The organism is Nocardioides sp. GCM10028917, assembly GCF_042666175.1.
Taxonomy (GTDB): domain Bacteria; phylum Actinomycetota; class Actinomycetes; order Propionibacteriales; family Nocardioidaceae; genus Nocardioides.
In genome coordinates, this window is sequence record NZ_JBHTFL010000003.1 from 655,931 (window position 1) to 674,354 (window position 18,424).

The following is an 18,424-nucleotide window of genomic DNA, read 5'->3' on the forward strand; positions in this document are numbered from 1 at the left end:
CGACGAGAGGGAGGTGCCCGCTGTGGCACAGGCACAGGAGATCGAGGACGGTCCCGCCGCAGAGCTGCCGGACATCCCGTTCAACGTCCCGTCGGTGGAGGGGCGCGAGCTCGACTACGTCCAGGAGGTGGTCCGGGGCGGCCACCTGTCGTCCGGGGGTGCCTTCGCGCGTCGTGCGGCCGAGCTCCTCGCCGCCGACGCCGGGTCCGCCGAGGTGCTGATGACGACCTCGTGCACGGCAGCCCTCGAGCTGTCGGCGATGCTGATGGACCTCCAGGAGGGCGACACGGTCATCGTCCCGTCGTTCACGTTCACCAGCACGGGCCTCGCGTTCGCGCGGCAGGGCGCCGGCCTGCTCTTCTGCGACATCGAGCCGGACACGCTGGGCCTGGACCCCGCGCACCTCGCCACCCTCCTCGACGAGCACGTGCGGGCGGTGGTGATCGTGCACTACGCCGGCGTGGCGTGCGACGTGCAGGGGATCCGCGACGTCCTGGCCGACTGGCCGGAGGTGCGGCTGGTGGAGGACAACGCGCACGGGCTCTTCGGCACGTGGCGCGGCGAGCCGCTCGGCAGCCTGGGACGCTTCGCCACGCTCAGCTTCCACGAGACCAAGAACTTCGTCTGCGGTGAGGGCGGCGCGCTCCTGCTCAACGACCCCGAGGACGTCGACCGCGCCCGCGTGCTCTACGACAAGGGCACCAACCGCCACGCCTTCATGCTCGGCCAGGTCGACAAGTACACCTGGAAGGACACCGGCTCCTCGTTCGGCCTCTCCGACGTCCTCGCCGCCTACCTCCTCGGCCAGCTCGAGCAGCGCGACGCGGTGCAGGGCAAGCGCCGGCGCGTCAGCGAGCGCTACGCCTCGGCGCTGGCGCCGTACGCCGACGAGCTGGGCTTCGAGGTCATGCGAGTGCCCGACGACCGGGGCTCGGCCCACCACATGTTCTACGTCCTGCTGTCGCACCACGACCGGCGCAACGACGTGCTCGAGCTGATGCGCAAGGCAGGCGTGCAGGCCACCTTCCACTACCAGCCGCTCCACACCTCCGAGGCCGGGCGCTCCTTCGCGGTCCGGGAGACCGACTGCCCGGTCTCGCAGGACGTGAGCCAGCGGCTGCTGCGCCTGCCCTTCCACAACAACCTGTCCGACCCCGACCTCGATCGCGTGGTGGCCGCATTCCTCGAGGCGAGCGCCTCCACCCTCCCGGAGCGGTGAGCCCCGCTCCGGGGCCCGGACCCGACGCGCTCGGACCGGACGGACAACCGGGCTCGTCGTCGCTGCACCGCGAGGGCTACTGGTGGCACCGGGCCCGCACCGACCTGCTCGCCGCGGTGATGGCACCGCACCTCGCTGCCCCGAGCCGCACCCTCGACGTCGGCAGCGCGGACGCCCCCAGCGTGGGGTGGATGCGAGGGCAGCACCAGCACGTGGGCCTCGACCTGTTCCCCGACGGCCTGCGGCCCGGCGAGGGGATCGTGGGGTCGGCGACCGAGCTGCCCTTCGGCGACCGGACCTTCGACGTCGTCTCCGCGTTCGACGTGGTCGAGCACTGCGCGGACGACGCCCGCGCGGTGTCCGAGCTGCGGCGCGTGCTGGTGCCCGGCGGGCGGATGCTGCTCTCGGTGCCGGCCTACCAGTGGGCGTGGTCGGACCACGACGTCCAGGCGGGTCACCACCGCCGCTACACGCGCGCCGGCATCACCGGGCTGGTCGAGGCCGCCGGGATGGAGGTGCAGCGGGCGACGTACGCCTTCGGCGGCGTGTTCCCGCTCTTCGCGGCCGAGCGGCTGCGCCGCCGCCTGCGTCCGGCCGCCACCGGCGACTCCCGCCTGCCCGAGGTCTCGCCGGGCCTCGACCGGGTGCTCATGGCCGTGTGCCGGGCGGAGGCGCGGCTCCTGCGCCGGCGCGACCTGCCCTTCGGCTCGTCCGTGTTCGTCGTGGCCGTCAGGCCGTCGTCCGCCCGGCCCTGAGCGCCGACGACGCGACCACCGCGAGGAGCACCGTCGCCGCGAGCTCGGCCGCGACGAACGCGAAGGCGACACGCTCGACCGGCAGCAACCAGGTCGTCGGCAGCAGCACGACGGCGCCCGCGAGGACGGCGAGTCCCCAGGCACCGGCGACCCGTCCCGGGCGGTCCAGCGCGAGCGCGGCCACCATGAGCACGACGTTGACCAGGGCCAGGGCACAGCCGGTCGCGATGACCCCGGAATCGCCATGACCGATCTCGACGGTGTCGCCGAAGATCGCGCGCACGAGTGCCGGGCCTGCAGTCCCGCCGATCACGGCGCCGAGCGTGACGACCACGGTCCCCAGCACCGCGAGGCGTCCCGCGAGGAGGCGGAGGGCCGGCAGGTCGCCCGCCTCGACGAGCCCGGTGACGTGGTGCGTGACCTGCGGCAGCGTGCCCAGCACGACCATGTACGGCGCGCGGAACAGCGCCAGCGTCGCGAACACCGCCGTGATCTCCCCGGGTGCGCCGCCGAGCAGGGCCAGGACCACCGCTCCCCCGGTCAGCACGCCCTGCGCCAGCAGCTGTCCCGTCGCAGCGCCGCCCAGGAACGACAGCGAGCCGCCGCGGCCGGCACCCACCTCGTCGAAACGCCAGGTGCCGGGCCACAGCGCGACCAACGACCCGGCGACCAGGCACAGGCCGTGGGCGACCGGGTCGTGCACCTGCGCCAGCAGCAGCACGGCCACGAGGAGGCACCGCACCGCGTTCTCCGCGACCAGGCTCACGGCCACCGCCCCCATCCGGCCCCGGCCCGCCAGGCTGCCCCGCAGCACGCCGACGGCGGCCGAGCCGAGGACCACGAGCACGACGAGAGCGGGGAACCACGCGTCGTCGCGGTGGAAAAGCCGGTCCCGGAACGCCCAGGCCAGGGCGCCGGTGGCGACGCTCGCGGCCACCACGACGGCGGCGACGCGACCGGCGGAGCCGCGGACCTCGCCCGCCCGGCCGGCGGTGAGGCACCGGGTGATCCAGTGCTGCAGCGGGAAGGTGAACGCAGCGCCTGCGAGCGCCCACACCGTCCACAGCACCGACACCGGCGCCGCGGCGCTCGCGCCCAGCCCGCGGGTGACCAGGGCGAACAGGACGTAGGCCAGCACCCCGCTCACCACCGAACCGGTGGCGAGCAGGAGCGAGGCGCTGCGTCGGCTCATGGCACGAGCGGCTCGGCCAGCGGGTCGTCGGCGTCGTAGCCTGCCGCCGCCCGCAGCTCGGCGATCGCCTCGTCACCCAGCGACGCGCGGGCATACCAGTCCCAGAGCGGCGCGCTGCCGACGTACACGTAGTCCGGCTGGATCGACGCGCGCCAGCGACGCGAGACCGTCTCCCCCACCGCGACGAGGTCAGGGCCGTCCGCGACGAGGTCGCGCTTGAAGCCGTCCAGCCCCCCGGGCCAGGTGTCCTCCATGTAGTCCTGCAACCCGCTGCGGAACATCTGGTAGCGCGTCGGGTTGGTCCGCCCCGTCAGCACGAGTGGCTGCGGCGCCTCGATCGACGTGATGGTGGCGTCGGCGGGCAGGACCGCCAGCACCGCGTCCGTGGCCTCGCGCTGGTCCCGCAGGGAGTCGTTCCGGGTCGAGAGCGAGTAGGTCAGCGCGATGACGACGGCAGCGACGGCGAGCACCCCCGCCACGGCGTCCCGGCGACGGCGAGCGAAGCCGTGGGTGGCGACCGCGAAGCCGGCCCCCAAGCCCACCGCCGCGAACGGAAGCACCGGGAACAGGTCGGGCCACGCGTCGTACTCCTGGAGGATCCACGCGAGACCGGCCACGAGACCGGCCGACATGGCTGGCAGCACGACCAGTCCCGGCTCCGCGGCCCGCGCCCGGCGGGACAGGGCGGCCAGGGAGACCAGGACCAGCAGGATCGTCCCGGCCAGCAGCAGCCACACCGTCACCCCGTAGGCGCCCTGGAGGTCGTCCCACACCATCTCGCGCTCGGCGTCGAGCGGGTTGGGGACCGTGTAGCGGCGGTTGATGGCGTAGAAGCCGTCCCACGCGGCGCCCAGCGACCCCGCCAGCGCGAACCAGGTGCCGAGCACCGCCACCGGCACCAGCCCGCCGACGGCGATACGCGCGAGCGCGCGGACCCGGCCGCCCGTGGCGAGCAGGAGCGCGCCCACCGCCACGGTTGTGAAGGTGCTGAAGAACGCCGTCTGCAGGCACAGCGTGGCCAGGCTCGTCAGGACGCCCGCGGTGAACCAGCGCCGGTGCGTCACCGCCCACAGCGCGCCGAGCACGAAGAGCGTCATCGGGGTCTTCTCGCGCGGCCCGTTGGACGCGTACTGGATGAAGCCGTGGACGGCTAGCATCGCGCTCGCGGTCACCAGGCCGGCACCGCGGGAGCGGAAGAGGTCGCGCCCGAGCAGGTAGGAGACGCACACAGCGGCGGTGGCCATCAGCATGAAGAACACCCGCATGGTGATGACGTCGTCGAGTCCGCCGAGGCGCGCGACGAGCGCCCCCACGCCGGGCAGCACGTGCGCCAGCGGCCCGGCACGGTTGAGCACGCCGAGGTAGGGCGGGACGCCGTCGGCCACCTGCTGGCCGGCGTAGCTGTAGATGCCGAGATCGCGGCTCAGCATCCCCTGGAAGCCGTGCAGCACGTAGACCACCAGGGACACCCCGGCCACCGCAGGCACCAGCGGGTCGATCGCGCGCAGCCGAGAGACCCCACCGGGTCGGACGCCGTCGGACCGGTCGGGGCGAGGGGGCACGCGGACACCCTACGGAGGCCCGGGCGCAGGGACGCGCAGGGGCGACCTACGTGGCCCGGTGTCCCGGACGGCCCTCGCCCGAGGCGGGACGGCGGGCCGCCATCACCGCCGCCTGCGTCCGGCTCTCCACACCGAGCTTCGCGAGCAGTGTCGACACATAGTTCTTCACCGTCTTCTCGGCCACGCCGAGCCGCTCCGCGATCTGGCGGTTGGTCAGCCCCTCGGCCACCAGCCCGAGGACCTGCTCCTCCTTGGGCGTCAGGTGCTGGGTGAGCGGGTCCCGGTCCGACCCCTGTCGCAGCCGGTGCAGCACCCGGGCCGTCACGGCCGGGTCGAGCATCGACTGGCCCGCCGCCACCCGCCGTACGGCCGTGACGAGGTCCCCGCTGCTGATCTGCTTCAGCACGTAGCCGGAGGCGCCGGCCATGATGGCCGCGAACAGCGCGTCGTCGTCGTCGTACGACGTCAGGACGAGCACCTCGATGCGCCGGTCGACCGACCGGACCTGGCGGCACACCTCGATGCCCGAGCCGTCGGGCAGACGACCGTCCACGATGGCGACGCGGGGACGGAGCGCGGTGATGAGAGCCTCGCCCTCCGCGGCCGAGCCGGCCTCGCCGATCACCTCGATGCCGGGCTCGCACTCCAGGAGGGTGCGGACCCCCCGCCGGACGAGCTCGTGGTCGTCCAGCAAGAACACCGTGATGGTGTCTTCCGTGACGGGGACATGAGCATGTCCGTCCATACGAGCACGGTACTCCTGCCCGGGGCGGATGGCCCCGGACTTCCTGCCCGGTCCTGACTGGTCCTGACCGGTCCCTACGTCGCGTCCTCCCGCGTGCGTCGGTGCGCCGCAGCAGAGACGAGGCGGGCTGCGCGCACGGCGGACCGGGCTCGCCAGCGCCTCCACGAGGCACGCTCGGTGTCCGGGCCGACGCGGCTCCGGGTGCGTCGACGGTCCCGGGCGGTCATCGCGCCCTCCGCGGTCGGGGCACCTCGGGTACGCGCACACCGGCCCAGTCGCGCAAGCGGGGGCGACCCCCCGCGGCGGGCCGCTGGGCCAGCAGCTCCCTGGTCCTGCGCTCGGCCTCCGCCACCACTTCCGAGGTCAGGAATCCGTCGAGCAGGGCGGCGCGCACCGAGCGCGAGAACGTCCGGAGCACCGAACCCGCAGGCACGTCGCAACGGTCGAGGACGAGGCGGTCCGCCGCCTCCCTCAGGTCCTCGTTGGTCAGACCGGGCATCCAGGCCAGGTCGGCCACTCCTCCGGGCGCGTTCGTCATGAATGCTCCTCCCCCTGCTGCGGAACCATGCTTCCTCCTTACGGTGCCCCGGCCTCGCTCGCGGGTGCCCCGCTCCACCGACCTTCGTGGTTCGACAGCGCGGCGTGCGGCTGAGGAGCGCCGGTGGAGCGGGGCACCCGGTGCGACCCCGGTGCGAGTCCATAGCAATGCAGGGCCGTGCCGGGCGCAACGGACCAAAGTCCCAGCACGTTCGGGACCCGATCCCGGGACGCCGGCGGCCGAGGAGTCCCGGGACGCGAAGGCTTCGCCCGCCCGGGTCGATCAGCTCTCGACGAGCGGGACGCGCCACGTGAGGGTCGTGCCGGCGCCCGCCTCGGACTCCACCAACAGCTCACCCCCGTGACCGGCCGCCCGCTCACGCAGGTTGTGCAGCCCGCTCTCGAGGACGTCCGGCGGCATGCCCCGCCCGTCGTCGGCGACGCTCACCTCGAGCGTGTCGTGGTGGACGACCACCCTCACCTCCACCGTCGAGGCGTGCGCGTGCCGGCTGACGTTGGTCATGGCCTCGCCCACCACTGCCAGCAGGTCGGGCGTGACCGCTGCGGGCACGGTGGTGCGGATCGGCCCCTCGAGCCGGAGCTTGGGCCGCAGCTTCATCGTCGCGGCTGCTCGGTCGACGAGGATCTCGATCTCGGTCTGCAGGTCCGTCGAGCCCTCGAGCGTCCCGAGGGCGAAGATCGCCCGGCGGATGTCCTTGATCGTGTCGTCGATGTCGACGATGGCCTGTCGCAGACGCTGCGCCGGCTCGCCGGTGGGCACCATCCGCACGGTGCTCTCCAGCCCCAGACCCACGCCGAACAGCCGCTGGATGACGAGGTCGTGCAGGTCTCGCCCGATGCGGTCGCGGTCCTCCAGCAACGACATCCGCTTGCGGTCCTCCCGGCTCCTCGCGACGTGCAGGGCGAGTGCCGCCTGCTCGGCGAAGCTGGTGGGCAGGCGGGGGTCGAGGCGCCGGAACGCGTCGATGCGCTCGGGTGTCCACGCCAGCGAGATCACGCCCTCGATCTCGGAGCCCGATCGCAGTGGCAGGGCCATCATCGGACCGAGCTGGGGCCAGCCGTCGAGGGACGAGGGGTCCACGGCGCGCGGATCCGTGGCGAGGTCGTCGACCGAGACGGGTACGCCCGTGCGCACCACCAGGCTGGCCAGTGACCTCTCCATCGGCAGGGCGTGCATGGCGTCCCGGTCGACCGGTGCGCCCGCCACCACCTCGAGGTGCAGGTCCTGGGGGTCGGAACCGCTGACGACCCAGGCCACGTCGGCGCCCGAGACCGACCTGGCGCGGTCGGCCACGGCCTGCAGCGCCCGGTCGGTCGGTGTGTCCTCGGAGAGCAGGGAGGTGATCTCGACGGTGGCGCTCAACCAGGCCTGGCGTCGCTCGGCCTCCTCGTAGAGGGTGGCGTTCTCGATCGCGACGCCCGCGGCGGCCGCCAGAGCCACGGCGACCAGCTCGTCGACCTCGGTGAAGTCCTGGCCGCCCTCCTTGTCGGTGAGATAGAGGTAGCCGAACACGTGCTCGCGCGTACGGACGGGCACCCCGAGGAACGACGTCATCGCCGGGTGGTGGTCGGGGAACCCGTACGACGCCGGGTGCGCGGCGATGTCGCGCAGCCGGAGCGGCCGCGGTTCCTCGATCAGCAGGCCCAGGAGGCCGTGGCCGGTGGGCCAGCTGCCGATCTGCGCGACCACGTCGCTGCCCATCCCGTGGTGCACGAACGTGCGCAGCACGCGTTCGGGTCCTTCGGACAGGACTCCGAGGGCCGCGTAGCGTGCGCCGACGAGGCCGCTCGCGGCGCGGACGATGCGCGTCGGCACCTCGTCGAGGGTGAGCTCGGAGGCGATGGCGACCACTGCGTCGAGGAGGTGGCGGAGCCTGACCTGCTCGTCGCGCACCCCCTGCACGCGCGTCAGGACCTCCCGGAGGAGGTGATCGAAGTCGACCTCCGCCAGACCATCGGCCTGCGGCTCCTGGCCGCCCTCCCCGTGCGCGTGCAATCGCCCTCCCGACGTCCCCCGGGACAGCTCCGACCCTAGTCCCGGGCCGCGCGCACCGGAACCCTGCCAGCGGCGATTCCGCACCCGTCGCGACCGCTCCTAGAATGGGCACCGCAGAGGGTTCAACGCGTCCTTGGAGGTGGGTTCGGCGCGTCGTACCGACGCACCCGAAGGACCCCCCGTGACCCCTCTCGCCTCCTACCGACGACTCCTGTCGATCGCCGGCCCGACCTACGTCCTCGTGGCGTTCGTCGGGCGCCTCCCGCTCGCGATGAGCCAGCTCGGCACGCTCCTCCTGGTCTCCACGGCGACCGGCAGCTACGGCCTCGGCGGGCTCAGCGCGGGCGCCCTCGCCGTCGCCAACGCCGTCGGTGCCCCGATCGCCGGCTCGCTGGCCGACCGGGTCGGCCAGCGTCCCGTCGTCCTCGTCCAGTCGTTGCTGGGCGCCACCGGCCTCGCGACGCTCGTCGCCGTCGTCGGAAGCGGGTCCGCGGACGCCGCCATCGTGGTCAGCGCCGCAGCCACCGGTCTGGTGCTCCCGCAGGTGGGTCCCCTGGCCCGCGTCCGTTGGCGGCCGCTGACCCGTTCGACCGGGAAGCACCAGCGCCGGCTCGTGGACGCCGCGTTCTCCTACGAGGGAGCGGCCGACGAGGCGTCGTTCGCGATCGGGCCCGCCCTGGTCGGCCTCTCCGTCGCGCTCGTCTCGCCGTCCGGCGCGCTGCTCGTCGCGGCGGTCCTGCTGGCGGTCTTCGGGTCGGCCTTCGCCCTCGACCCGTCCGCGCGCGTGGCCCACGACGCCGACCACCCGGGCGGCGGGGGCCGCCTGCTGGGCGCCGCGTTCGTCGTGCTCGTCGGCGCGCAGGTCTCCATCGGGATGCTCTTCGGCGCCACGCAGACCGGTGCCACCGTGCTCGCCACGGATGCCGGCACGCCCGGCGTGGCCGGGCTGGTGCACGCCACCCTCGGCGTCGGCAGCGCGCTCGCCGGCCTCGCGACGGCGTACCTCCCCGAGCGCGTCGGGCACGAGCGCCGGGCGCTCGTCGCGGCGTGGGCGCTGCTCGTGCTCGCGCTCCCCCTCCTCGTCGTCGGCTCGCTGGCCGGCACCGCCGCCACCGTCCTCTTCCTCGGGTTCGCTGTGGCGCCCTACATGATCGCCGTCTTCTCCCTCGCCGAGCGCGTGGTCCCCGCGGCCCGGGTCGGTGCGGCGATGACGACCCTGGCCAGCGCGACCGGACTGGGCTACGCGCTCGGCTCGAGCGTCGCCGGTCGCCTCGCCGACACGTCGGGAGCGACGGCAGCGTTCGCCGTGACCGTGGGTGCGACGGTGCTCGCGGTCGCGCTGATGTCGACACAGCAGCGGCGACTCCGCGCGGCGTCGGCCGGCGAGCAGCCCGCTCTTCCGGCGTCGGCCGAGCCCCGCGTCGCGGCGCCGGTGGGCGGCAGCCGGTAGGTTGGGGGGTGTCCACGACGCTGCGGTACCGCGCTGCAGCCCCGCTGGGCGGTTCGGACTCCTCATGCTGCACGCTGAACCCGGATGCGATCCCGGCCGTCACCAGCGCCTGACGTCGCTGCTGGAGGACATCAAGGCAGCGCGCCGCGTGCTCGACCGGGCGAGGCACGACAAGAGGCACGTCGAGCAGCAGCAGCTCCGCAGGGAGCTGCTCGCCGCCCTCGATGCCTATGCCGACGCCCTCGCCCTGGCGGGAGCGCCGCTGCCCCCGCGGCTCCGGTCCGAGATCGACCTCTACCGCGGGCTGGGCGGTCGCGGGTGAGTCACCCGGCCTGACCGGGCGCGCCCGTCTCCCAGACCCGGACCCAGTCGACGTACATGTGCTGGGGCAGCCGCTTCTCCTTGATCTTCGGGATCTCGTAGTTGGCGGCGATGAGGCTCAGGATGGGGAACTGCGGGACGGCGGAGACCTTGCCCCGCACCCGGCCGGTCTCCTTGCCGTCGATGCGGAAGACCAGCATCCGAGGCGTCCACTCCACCGAGAAGACGTGGTAGTTCTTCGACCAGCCGTCGTTGCGGCTCGCGAGGAACGACCGTGAGTTCGGGATCCAGCCCCCCGAGGCGATCCGGCGCTTGCCCTCGTAGCGGTGCATGAAGGAGGCCAGCCCGCCCTGCGGGTGGTGGTCGCCGAAGTACTCCACGACGTCGATCTCGGTGCCGAGCGCGCCGGCCTGCATGCCGTCGACCGGTTGCAGCCAGAAGGCGCCGTGCTGCCCGCGCAGGCGGTGGAACTTCACCCGCGCGGCCGCGACGCCGTAGCGGAACGCGAAGGCGTGCTGCGTGCCGATGTGCCCGTTGAGGCGGTAGGCGAACCGGCCGGCGCGCGCGTCGCGTCCCTCGATCCGGCACCGCGTCGTGGCAGCCGGGTCGGCGGTGACGCTCAGTCGTACGGCGCCGCCGCCCACGCTGGCCGCGCTCGGGTCGCCCTTGGCGCAGGAGCGGCGGCTGCCGTGGGCGTACTCCCGGCCGCGGTGGTTCCAGACCGGGGCGAGGTGCGAGCCGTCGAACTCGTCGGTCCAGGTCGCGTCGAGCCAGCGGGCGGTGCTGACGGGCGCGCTCGTGAACGGGCTCGTCGACGACGACGCCATCGCCTTGACCCGGTAGGTGAGGGACGTGCCGTCGACCCCGGCCGCGGCGGCGAACTGCACCCGGCCCAGGCCGTCCTGCCGCCTCGAGGCGACGGCCCGCCACGCCTCGCCCTCTCGCACCTGGAGCTGCACGCGGCGGCCCGGGCGGACCGGCCGGAGCGAGGCGACGACGGCGGCGCGGGCCGCGTCGGCGCCGGCGACCGCGCCTCCTGGCTGGACGACCTGCGGCAGCGCCTCGAGCCGGATCCGCTGGCGGCCGCCGGCGCGCACCGAGACGTTGGCGGGCACGTCGTCGACAGCCGCGGGACTGAGGGCGGGGGCGGAGCCGCTGGCGGCACCGGGCTGCGCCGGGGCGAGCAGGGCGGCCGGGAGCAGCAGGGCGGTCGCAGCGCCGAGCAGGAGACGGGAGGGGCGACCGGGAGACAGGCAGGCAGGACGTCGTGCTGGCATGGGCGACCTTCGTGGGTGTCGAGCGCGACGGGGTGCGGCAGGGGCGGCGGTCGCGGGAGGTGGTGCTGGTGCTTCTGGGACGCCGCGAAGGCCGGATTGGTTGTCGACCGGTCCGAGGAGATCGACGGTGCGACCGGGTCAGCCCGTGACCATCACCTGGGCGGCGGTCTCCTTGACCTTGGCATCGGCCCAGCGCATCTGCCGCACCGTCTCCGGGTGCGCGTCCTGGCACAGCGCGAGCAGCTCCTCGTCCTGCATCGCCTGAGCGGTCTGGGCGAGCACCTCCCAGTCGAGAGAGACGCCCGCCGCCGCGCGGTGCAGGTGGCGCAGGTCCGCGAGCAGCAGCAGGCCGGGCTCGTGGTGCCGGCCGACGAGCTCGGCACCCTTCTGCTTCACCCGCGCCACCACGGGCGACACGCGCGTCGCCTCGGGGTCGAGGTCGAGCCCGTAGTCGCGGCCCACGCGGGCCAGCTCGCGCACGTGCTGCTGCGACCATCGTGCGATGTCACGCGCGACGTGGAAGATCTCGTGGTCGGTGCGCTGCCGGTCGCTGAGGTCGAGCAGGGTCCTGGCCAGGTCGTCCTCAGACCGGTGCAGCTCCTCGATCGCGGCGCCCACCTTGTTGCCGTGCAGGCTGCGCAGGGTCCTCGCCACGTCCGGGGCGCTCATCGCGCACCCCCGGTCGTCGTCATCGACTCCTCGGTGACCTGCGCCGTGGCGACGCCTCGCGTGGGTGGGACGCCGGGACCGACGGGCCTCGACGCGGTGGTGGTCGGTGCGGGCGCCGGCGTGCCGTCCGACCCGCTGACCCGGGTCGCGGCGGCAGCGGCCGTCTTGAAGATCGGCTGCTTGGACACGGGATCCCAGTCGGTGGGCGTCAGCTCGTTGGCCGCACGGCCGTCGGCGTCCCCGTCAGGCTCGTGGCCGGCCCGGGTGTCCCAGTAGCCGTAGTGGAACGGCAGGAACAGCACGCCCTTGCGGATGCCGCTGACCCGCACCCGGGCGGTCACGTGCCCACGCGGGGTGGTGATCCGGAGGACGTCGCCCTCCGCCCAGCCGTACGACGACGCGTCGCCGGCCGATGCCTCGACCCACACCTCCGGTGCCGCGGCCTGCAGCTCGGGCGCCCGCCCGGTCTTGGTGCGGGTGTGGAAGTGGTAGAGCGTGCGGCCGGTGACCAGCTGGAACGGGAAGTCCTCCGACGGCAGGTCGTGGGGTGGCAGGTACTCCGCCGCCTTCAGCATCGCCTTGCCGTCGGGGTTGAGCGCCCGGTAGTCCGTCGGGGACGCCGGCGCTCCGGTGACGAGGTCGCGCCCGTAGTCCTCGCAGTAGTCGGGGTGCGACCAGAACGCGCCGTCGGCGTAGATCCGCTCGGACCCGTCCGGGTTCTCCTCGTTGCAGGGCCACTGGATGCCGCTGCCGCCGCGGAGCTTGTCGTAGGTGATGCCCGTGTAGTCGCAGGGCCGACCCCGGCTGCACTCCTTCCAGGCCTCGAAGGCCTCCTCCGGCGTGCGCCACGTCACGAGCGGCGCGCCGTCCTTGTCGCGCAGGTCGAGACGGGTGGCGTAGTCGAGCAGGATGTCCAGGTCCGGACGCGCCTCCCCGGGCGGATCGACCGCCTTCTCCGACAGGTGCACGGTGCGGTCGGCGTTGGTGAAGGTGCCCGTCTTCTCGCCCCAGGTCGCGGCCGGCAGCACCACGTCGGCGAGCCGGGCGGTCTCGGTGAGGAAGACGTCCTGCACCACGAGGAAGAGGCGGTCCTGGGACAGGATCGAGCGCATCCGGCGGAGCTCGGGCATCGAGACGGCGGGGTTGGTCGCGGTGACGTAGAGGAAGCGGATCGACCCGTCCTCGACGTAGCGCATCATCTGCATGGCGTGGGTCGGCGCGGTGTAGTGCGGGATGCTGCTCGGGTCGATGTTCCAGACCCGCGCCAGGTCCTCGACGTGCGCGTCGTTGGACCAGTTGCGGAAACCCGGCAGGTCCCCGTCGGCCCCGCACTCGCGGGTGTTCTCCGCGGTCGGCTGGCCGTTCATCTGCAGGAGGCCGCAGCCGGGCCTGCCCAGCATCCCGCGCAGGATGTGGATGTTGTTGACCTGCACCGCGGCCGCGGTCGCCTGGTGCGACTGGTAGAAGCCCTGCAGCACCGTCGACATCAGTCGTTCCGCGGTGCCGATGAGGCGCGCGGCCTCGCGCAAGTCGTCCGCCGGGACGTCGCAGACGTCGGCGGCCTGCTCCACCGTGCAGCGGTCGATCGTCTTCCGCAGCTCCGCGAGGCCCACCGCGTGCGCTTCGACGTACGCCAGGTCGACCCGGTCGCGGTCGAGGAGCTCGCGCAGCAGCGCGTTCATCAGCATGAGGTTGGTGCCGGGGCGCGGGGCGAGGTGCACGTCGGCTCGTCGGGCGACCGGCGTCTCCCGGGGGTCGACGCACACCAGCCGGGGCGGGTTCGGTCCGTCGAGGCGGTCGAGCACGCGGGTCCACAGCACCGACTGGGTCTCGGCCATGTTGTGGCCGTAGAGGCAGAGCGTGTCGGCGTGGTCGATGTCGGAGTACGAGCCTGGCTGCCCGTCGCTGCCGAAGGACTCCTTGAGCGCGGCGGCGGCCGTGGCCGTGCAGAGCCGGGTGTTGCCGTCGACGTGGTTGGTGCCGATGCCGCCGTGGGCGACCAGGCCGAGGGTGTAGTACTCCTCGATGAACAGCTGCCCCGAGGTGTAGAACCCGACGGAGCTGGGGCCGCGCTCCTCGAGCAGCTCGCGGGTGCGGCCCGCGACGGCCTCCATGGCGGTCTCCCAGTCGGTCTCGACGAGCTCGCCGTTGCGACGTACGAGCGGCCGGGTCAGCCGGTCGGGCGAGCCGTTGGCCTGCCACCCGTAGAGGTCCTTGGGCCCCAGCCGCCCACGGTTGACGCGGTCGTCCGCCCGGCCTCGGACGCCGACGATGCGCCCGTCCTTGACGGCGATGTCCATCGCGTCGCCGTTGGAGTGGAGGATCGACGCCGACTGCACCCAGCGGTCGACGTCCTCGGGCTCCAGCCCGTCGGCGAGGTGGGTGTCCACCCGCACGGGCCACTGCTCGCCGGGGCCGTACGGCGTCCGATCGCCCCAGGGCTCCGCGATCCGGTCCACACGTCGCACGGCTGCCTCCTCGGCTGCGCCGTGCGGCCCTCGGCACGGCGGCTCCACCTCGTGCCGTACCCGGTGTCCGAGAGGTGATGCGCGCCGCGACGGCTTCGGCGGCGTGCAGCCTCAGGACCCCAGCGCGACAGCCTCCCGGGCGAGCGCAGCGACGCGGTCCCAGTCACCGGCGGCGAGCGCGTCGGCCGGCGTGAGCCACGAGCCGCCCACGCAGCCGACGTTGGGCAGGGAGAGGTACGACGGCGCGCTGGCGGCGGTGATGCCACCGGTCGGGCAGAACCGGGCCGCCGGGAGGGGCGAGGCCAGCGACTTCAGGTACGCCGCGCCACCGGAGGCCTCAGCCGGGAAGAACTTCATCTCCGAGAGGCCCGCCTCGAGCACGGTCATCGCCTCGGAGACCGTGGCGGTGCCGGGGAGGAAGGGGACCCCGGACCCGACCATCTCCCGCAGCAGCCCCGGTGTCGTACCGGGAGACACGAGGAACTGCGCCCCGGCATCCACGGCGCGGGAGACGAGCTCGGGCGAGGTGATCGTGCCCGCGCCGACGAGGATCTCGGGCACCTCCGAGGCGATCGCGGCGATGGCGTCGAGGGCGACCGGCGTGCGGAGGGTCAGCTCGATCACCGGCAGGCCGCCGGCGACGAGCGCCCGGGCGACCGGGACGGCGTGGTCGAGGTCGTCGAGCACGACGACCGGCACGACGGGCACCAGTGACAGGAGCGAGCCGCCGCTGCCGGGGAGCAGGCCGGGAGCGGACTGGACGTCAGACGGGCTGGACAACGGGGGCCTCCTCGGTGGGGGCGGGCAGGGGACGGATCACGCTCGCGCCGGTCTCGGCGGTGCCGACGATGGCGCGGAACCCGGCGAACAGCTCCCGACCGGTGCCGGCCCACTCCACGTCGTGGGGCGCGCGGCCGGTGGCCTCGCGGCGCTCGAACTCGGCGTCCGGGAGCTCGACCTCGAGCACCCCGGCGTCGGCGTCGACGGTGACCAGGTCGCCGTCGCGGACCCGCGCCAGCGGACCACCCAGGGCGGACTCGGGGGTGACGTGGATGGCGGCGGGCACCTTGCCCGACGCACCGGACATCCGGCCGTCGGTGACGACCGCGACCCGCTGACCCCGGTCCTGCAGCACACCGAGGGCGGGCATCAGCTTGTGGAGCTCGGGCATGCCGTTGGCGGCCGGGCCCTGGTAGCGGACGACGGCCACGAGGTCGCGGCCGTCGAGGCGGCCCTCGGCGAAGGCGGCGAGGAAGTCGGCCTGGTCGTCGAAGACGATGGCCGGCGCGGTCACGACGCGGTGCTCGGGCTTGACGGCGGAGGTCTTGATGACCGCACGGCCGAGGCGTCCGGAGAGCATCCGCAGGCCGCCGTCCGGGGCGAACGGCTGGTCGGCCGGGCGCAGCACGTCGGTGTCGAGGGACGACTTCGGGCCCTCCTCCCACACCACCCCTGCCCGGTCGGAGTCGCCGTCGAGCCGCGCCTCGCGGGTGTGCCGCCACAGGCCGCGGCCCGAGACCGTCAGGACGTCGTCGTGCAGGTAGCCGTGCTTGAGCAGCGTGTGCACCAGGAACGGCGTACCGCCGGCGGCCACGAAGTGGTTGATGTCCGCCGAGCCGTTGGGGTAGATCCGCGTCAGCAGCGGCACGGCGGCCGACAGGTCGGACAGGTCGTCCCACGTGAGCGTGATGCCCGCGGCCGCGGCGATCGCGACGAGGTGCATCGTGTGGTTGGTCGAGCCACCGGTCGCGAGCAGGGCGACGCAGGCGTTGACGATCGCCTTCTCGTCCACCAGGTGCCCCACCGGGGTGGGCTCACCGCCGGCGTGGGTGATCGCGACGGCGCGCGCGCCGGCCGCCCGGTCGAGCGCCGCGCGCAGCGGGGTGTCGGGGTTGGCGAACGTCGCGTCGGGGAGGTGCAGGCCCATGACCTCCATCAGCATCTGGTTGCTGTTGGCGGTGCCGTAGAACGTGCAGGTGCCCTTGGAGTGGTACGACGCCGACTCGGCCTCGAGCAGCTCCTCGCGCCCGACCTTGCCCTCGGCGTAGAGCTGGCGCACGCGCGCCTTCTCGCCGTTCGGGAGCCCGGACGTCATCGGGCCGGCCGGCACGAAGACGGTGGGCAGGTGGCCGAACGACAGCGCGCCGATGAGCAGCCCCGGCACGATCTTGTCGCAGACGCCGAGCATCATCGCGGCGTCGAACATGTCGTGCGAGAGCGCGACGGCCGTCGACATCGCGATGAGGTCGCGGCTGAAGAGCGAGAGCTCCATGCCGGCGCGACCCTGGGTGATGCCGTCACACATGGCTGGCACTCCCCCGGCGAACTGCGCGAGGCCACCGGCCCGCACGATCGACTTCTTGAGGACCTCGGGCACGTCGCGGAACGGCTGGTGGGCCGAGAGCATGTCGTTGTAGGAGGAGACGATCGCGACGTTGGGCTTGCGGCCGGACTTCAGGCCCGACTTCACGGGCTCGTCGGCGGCGGCGAAGCCGTGGGCGAGGTTGGCGCACGCGAGCTTGCCGCGCGCCGGGCCCTTGACGGTCGCGGCGTCGGTGCGGGCGAGGTAGGCGGCGCGCGTCGCGGCGCTGCGCTGCGCGATGCGGTCGGTCACCTCGGCGACCACTGGGTGGACGGGGGATGCGCTGGTGCTCATTCTGTCTCCTGCCAGGATCGGCCGTCGCGCTCGAGGAGCGTGACGGCGGCAACGGGACCGTGCGTGCCGGCCGGGTACTTCCGCGGCCGGTGCGAGGGCTGGGACCAGCGCTCGAGGATGGGAGCCACCCAGGTCCACGCCGCCTCGACCTCGTCGCGGCGCATGAAGAGGGTGGTGTTGCCGCGCACGACGTCCATGAGCAGCCGCTCGTAGGCGTCGGGCGAGCGGCCGCCGAAGGCGGCGGCGTAGCTCAGGTCGAGCGAGACCGGGCGCAGCCGGATGCCGCCGGGGCCGGGCTCCTTGGCGGTCATGTGGAGGCGCATGCCCTCGTCGGGCTGCACGCGGATGTGCAGCCGGTTGGCCTCGGTCGGGCCCTCGCTGTGCGGGAACATCGCGTGCGGCGGCTCCTTGAAGACCACGACGATCTCCGAGACCCGCTCGGGCATCCGCTTGCCGGTGCGCAGGTAGAACGGGACGCCGGCCCAGCGCCAGTTCTGCACCTCCGTGCGCAGCGCGACGAAGGTCTCGGTGCTGCTGGCGTGGCCCACCTCGTCGGCGTACGACGACGCGGGGGCGCCCTCGCACAGCCCGGCGGCGTACTGCCCGGCGACGGTGTCACGGTCGACCAGCTCGGGCGTCATCGGTCGCAGCGCCTGGAGCACCTTGAGCTTCTCGTCGCGCACGGTCTCGCGGTCGACGTAGGTCGGCGGCTCCATCGCCACCAGGCACAGCAGCTGCAGCAGGTGGTTCTGCACCATGTCCCGCAGCGCGCCGGAGCGGTCGTAATAGGAGCCCCGGTCGCCGACGCCGATCGACTCGGACACGGTGATCTGCACGTGGTCGACCCACCGGCTGTTCCACAGCGGCTCGAGGAACGTGTTGGCGAAGCGGGTGACCAGGAGGTTCTGCACGCTCTCCTTGCCGAGGTAGTGGTCGATGCGGAAGATGCTCGACTCCTCGAACACGCGACCGACCGCGGCGTTGACCTGCTGGGCGGTGGCGAGGTCGGTGCCCATCGGCTTCTCCAGCACGACCCGCGAGCGCTCGGTCACCAGACCGGCCTCGTCGAGGTGCTCGCAGATGGTCCCGAAGAGGCCGGGGGCGACCGCGAGGTAGAAGACGCGGATGACGTCGTCGGACGCGGCGCCGTCCTTGAGGCGGTCGTGGAGCTGGTGCCAGGCCGCGACGTCTGCGACGTCGAGGGTCACGTGGTGCAGCCGGGCGAGCAGCCGCTCGACGACCGGGGCATCGAGGTCCTCAGCCACCACGTGCTCGCGCAGCGCGTCGGCCACCAGGGCGCGGTAGCCGTCGTCGTCGACCTGGGCGCGCGAGACGCCGATGACGCGGAACCCGTCGGGCAGCTGCCCGTCGCGGTCCCGCAGGTAGAGCGCGGGGAGGAGCTTGCGCAGGGCGAGGTCGCCGGTGCCGCCGAAGACGGTGAAGTCGCAGGCGTCGACGGGGGTGATCGAGTCCATGGCACACCACCGTACGGACGCTTCGGTCCTGATGCAACGCAACTTACGTCTTTTCAAGACATATTCCCTGGTGCCACAATC

15 protein-coding genes are annotated in these 18,424 nt (G+C 73.4%); 4 read left to right on the forward strand and 11 right to left on the reverse strand.

Annotation, left to right across the window (positions count from 1 at the left end):
• Nucleotides 1-22 precede the first annotated feature (22 nt).
• Together rffA and ACFQW6_RS06430 are read left to right on the forward strand one after the other, a co-directional pair.
• The gene (gene rffA / locus ACFQW6_RS06425; protein WP_378542434.1) at nt 23-1,219 is read left to right on the forward strand and encodes a dTDP-4-amino-4,6-dideoxygalactose transaminase; all 1,197 of its coding nucleotides are present in this window, start codon (nt 23-25) and stop codon (nt 1,217-1,219) included.
• The gene (locus tag ACFQW6_RS06430; protein ID WP_378542436.1) at nt 1,216-1,974 is read left to right on the forward strand and encodes a class I SAM-dependent methyltransferase; all 759 of its coding nucleotides are present in this window, start codon (nt 1,216-1,218) and stop codon (nt 1,972-1,974) included. The genes rffA and ACFQW6_RS06430 overlap by 4 nt, the downstream gene beginning before the upstream one ends.
• Here ACFQW6_RS06430 and ACFQW6_RS06435 read toward each other — a convergent pair.
• The 5 genes from ACFQW6_RS06435 to ACFQW6_RS06455 all read right to left on the reverse strand — a co-directional run bounded on the left by ACFQW6_RS06435 (nt 1,949) and on the right by ACFQW6_RS06455 (nt 8,027).
• The gene (locus ACFQW6_RS06435; protein ID WP_378542437.1) at nt 1,949-3,166 is read right to left on the reverse strand and encodes a hypothetical protein; all 1,218 of its coding nucleotides are present in this window, start codon (nt 3,164-3,166) and stop codon (nt 1,949-1,951) included. The two genes, ACFQW6_RS06430 and ACFQW6_RS06435, sit on opposite strands and share 26 nt — an antisense overlap.
• Nucleotides 3,163-4,728 (reverse strand): hypothetical protein, encoded by a 1,566-nt coding sequence (locus ACFQW6_RS06440; protein WP_378542439.1) that lies wholly within the window; start codon nt 4,726-4,728, stop codon nt 3,163-3,165. Before ACFQW6_RS06440 ends, ACFQW6_RS06435 begins: the two co-directional genes overlap by 4 nt.
• A 46-nt stretch (nt 4,729-4,774) precedes the next feature.
• Nucleotides 4,775-5,473, reverse strand: coding sequence for a response regulator (locus tag ACFQW6_RS06445; RefSeq protein WP_378542441.1), 699 nt, complete (start codon nt 5,471-5,473; stop codon nt 4,775-4,777).
• Between the two features lie 223 nt (nt 5,474-5,696).
• Entirely contained in the window at nt 5,697-6,011 is a 315-nt protein-coding gene (locus tag ACFQW6_RS06450) for a hypothetical protein (protein ID WP_378542443.1), read from the reverse strand.
• A gap of 282 nt (nt 6,012-6,293) precedes the next feature.
• Entirely contained in the window at nt 6,294-8,027 is a 1,734-nt protein-coding gene (locus tag ACFQW6_RS06455; RefSeq protein ID WP_378542445.1) for a GAF domain-containing protein, read from the reverse strand.
• A gap of 181 nt (nt 8,028-8,208) precedes the next feature.
• On the opposite strand from ACFQW6_RS06455, the gene ACFQW6_RS06460 reads away from it, so the two are divergent.
• Both ACFQW6_RS06460 and ACFQW6_RS06465 read left to right on the forward strand, forming a co-directional pair.
• Complete coding sequence (locus ACFQW6_RS06460) at nt 8,209-9,477, forward strand: MFS transporter (protein ID WP_378542447.1); 1,269 nt, start codon at nt 8,209-8,211, stop codon at nt 9,475-9,477.
• 64 nt (nt 9,478-9,541) lie between these two features.
• On the forward strand, nt 9,542-9,799 hold the full coding sequence (locus tag ACFQW6_RS06465; protein WP_378542449.1) for a hypothetical protein: 258 nt from the start codon (nt 9,542-9,544) through the stop codon (nt 9,797-9,799).
• Nucleotide 9,800: 1 nt separating this feature from the next.
• Here ACFQW6_RS06465 and ACFQW6_RS06470 read toward each other — a convergent pair whose 3' ends face one another.
• The 6 genes from ACFQW6_RS06470 to zwf all read right to left on the reverse strand — a co-directional run bounded on the left by ACFQW6_RS06470 (nt 9,801) and on the right by zwf (nt 18,343).
• Nucleotides 9,801-11,075 (reverse strand): family 16 glycosylhydrolase, encoded by a 1,275-nt coding sequence (locus ACFQW6_RS06470; RefSeq protein ID WP_378542451.1) that lies wholly within the window; start codon nt 11,073-11,075, stop codon nt 9,801-9,803.
• A gap of 138 nt (nt 11,076-11,213) precedes the next feature.
• Complete coding sequence (locus tag ACFQW6_RS06475) at nt 11,214-11,744, reverse strand: hypothetical protein (protein ID WP_378542452.1); 531 nt, start codon at nt 11,742-11,744, stop codon at nt 11,214-11,216.
• The gene (locus tag ACFQW6_RS06480; RefSeq protein WP_378542454.1) at nt 11,741-14,212 is read right to left on the reverse strand and encodes a molybdopterin oxidoreductase family protein; all 2,472 of its coding nucleotides are present in this window, start codon (nt 14,210-14,212) and stop codon (nt 11,741-11,743) included. The genes ACFQW6_RS06475 and ACFQW6_RS06480 overlap by 4 nt, the downstream gene beginning before the upstream one ends.
• A 111-nt stretch (nt 14,213-14,323) precedes the next feature.
• The gene (eda, locus tag ACFQW6_RS06485) at nt 14,324-14,992 is read right to left on the reverse strand and encodes a bifunctional 4-hydroxy-2-oxoglutarate aldolase/2-dehydro-3-deoxy-phosphogluconate aldolase (RefSeq protein WP_378542456.1); all 669 of its coding nucleotides are present in this window, start codon (nt 14,990-14,992) and stop codon (nt 14,324-14,326) included.
• The gene (gene edd / locus ACFQW6_RS06490; protein ID WP_378542458.1) at nt 14,976-16,868 is read right to left on the reverse strand and encodes a phosphogluconate dehydratase; all 1,893 of its coding nucleotides are present in this window, start codon (nt 16,866-16,868) and stop codon (nt 14,976-14,978) included. Before edd ends, eda begins: the two co-directional genes overlap by 17 nt.
• Nucleotides 16,865-18,343 carry a glucose-6-phosphate dehydrogenase gene (zwf, locus tag ACFQW6_RS06495; RefSeq protein ID WP_378542460.1) on the reverse strand — a complete coding sequence of 493 codons (1,479 nt, stop codon included), beginning with the start codon at nt 18,341-18,343 and terminating at the stop codon, nt 16,865-16,867. Before zwf ends, edd begins: the two co-directional genes overlap by 4 nt.
• Between the last annotated feature and the right edge of the window lie 81 nt (nt 18,344-18,424).

What these genes read in the sequence shown, in the direction of transcription:
- edd (WP_378542458.1), bottom strand. Translation starts at nt 16,868, where the DNA reads ATGAGCACCAGCGCATCCCCCGTCCACCCAGTGGTCGCCGAGGTGACC.
- ACFQW6_RS06450 (WP_378542443.1), bottom strand. Translation starts at nt 6,011, where the DNA reads ATGACGAACGCGCCCGGAGGAGTGGCCGACCTGGCCTGGATGCCCGGT.
- zwf (WP_378542460.1), bottom strand. Translation starts at nt 18,343, where the DNA reads ATGGACTCGATCACCCCCGTCGACGCCTGCGACTTCACCGTCTTCGGC.
- ACFQW6_RS06445 (WP_378542441.1), bottom strand. Translation starts at nt 5,473, where the DNA reads ATGGACGGACATGCTCATGTCCCCGTCACGGAAGACACCATCACGGTG.
- ACFQW6_RS06465 (WP_378542449.1), top strand. Translation starts at nt 9,542, where the DNA reads ATGCTGCACGCTGAACCCGGATGCGATCCCGGCCGTCACCAGCGCCTG.
- ACFQW6_RS06435 (WP_378542437.1), bottom strand. Translation starts at nt 3,166, where the DNA reads ATGAGCCGACGCAGCGCCTCGCTCCTGCTCGCCACCGGTTCGGTGGTG.
- ACFQW6_RS06470 (WP_378542451.1), bottom strand. Translation starts at nt 11,075, where the DNA reads ATGCCAGCACGACGTCCTGCCTGCCTGTCTCCCGGTCGCCCCTCCCGT.
- ACFQW6_RS06475 (WP_378542452.1), bottom strand. Translation starts at nt 11,744, where the DNA reads ATGAGCGCCCCGGACGTGGCGAGGACCCTGCGCAGCCTGCACGGCAAC.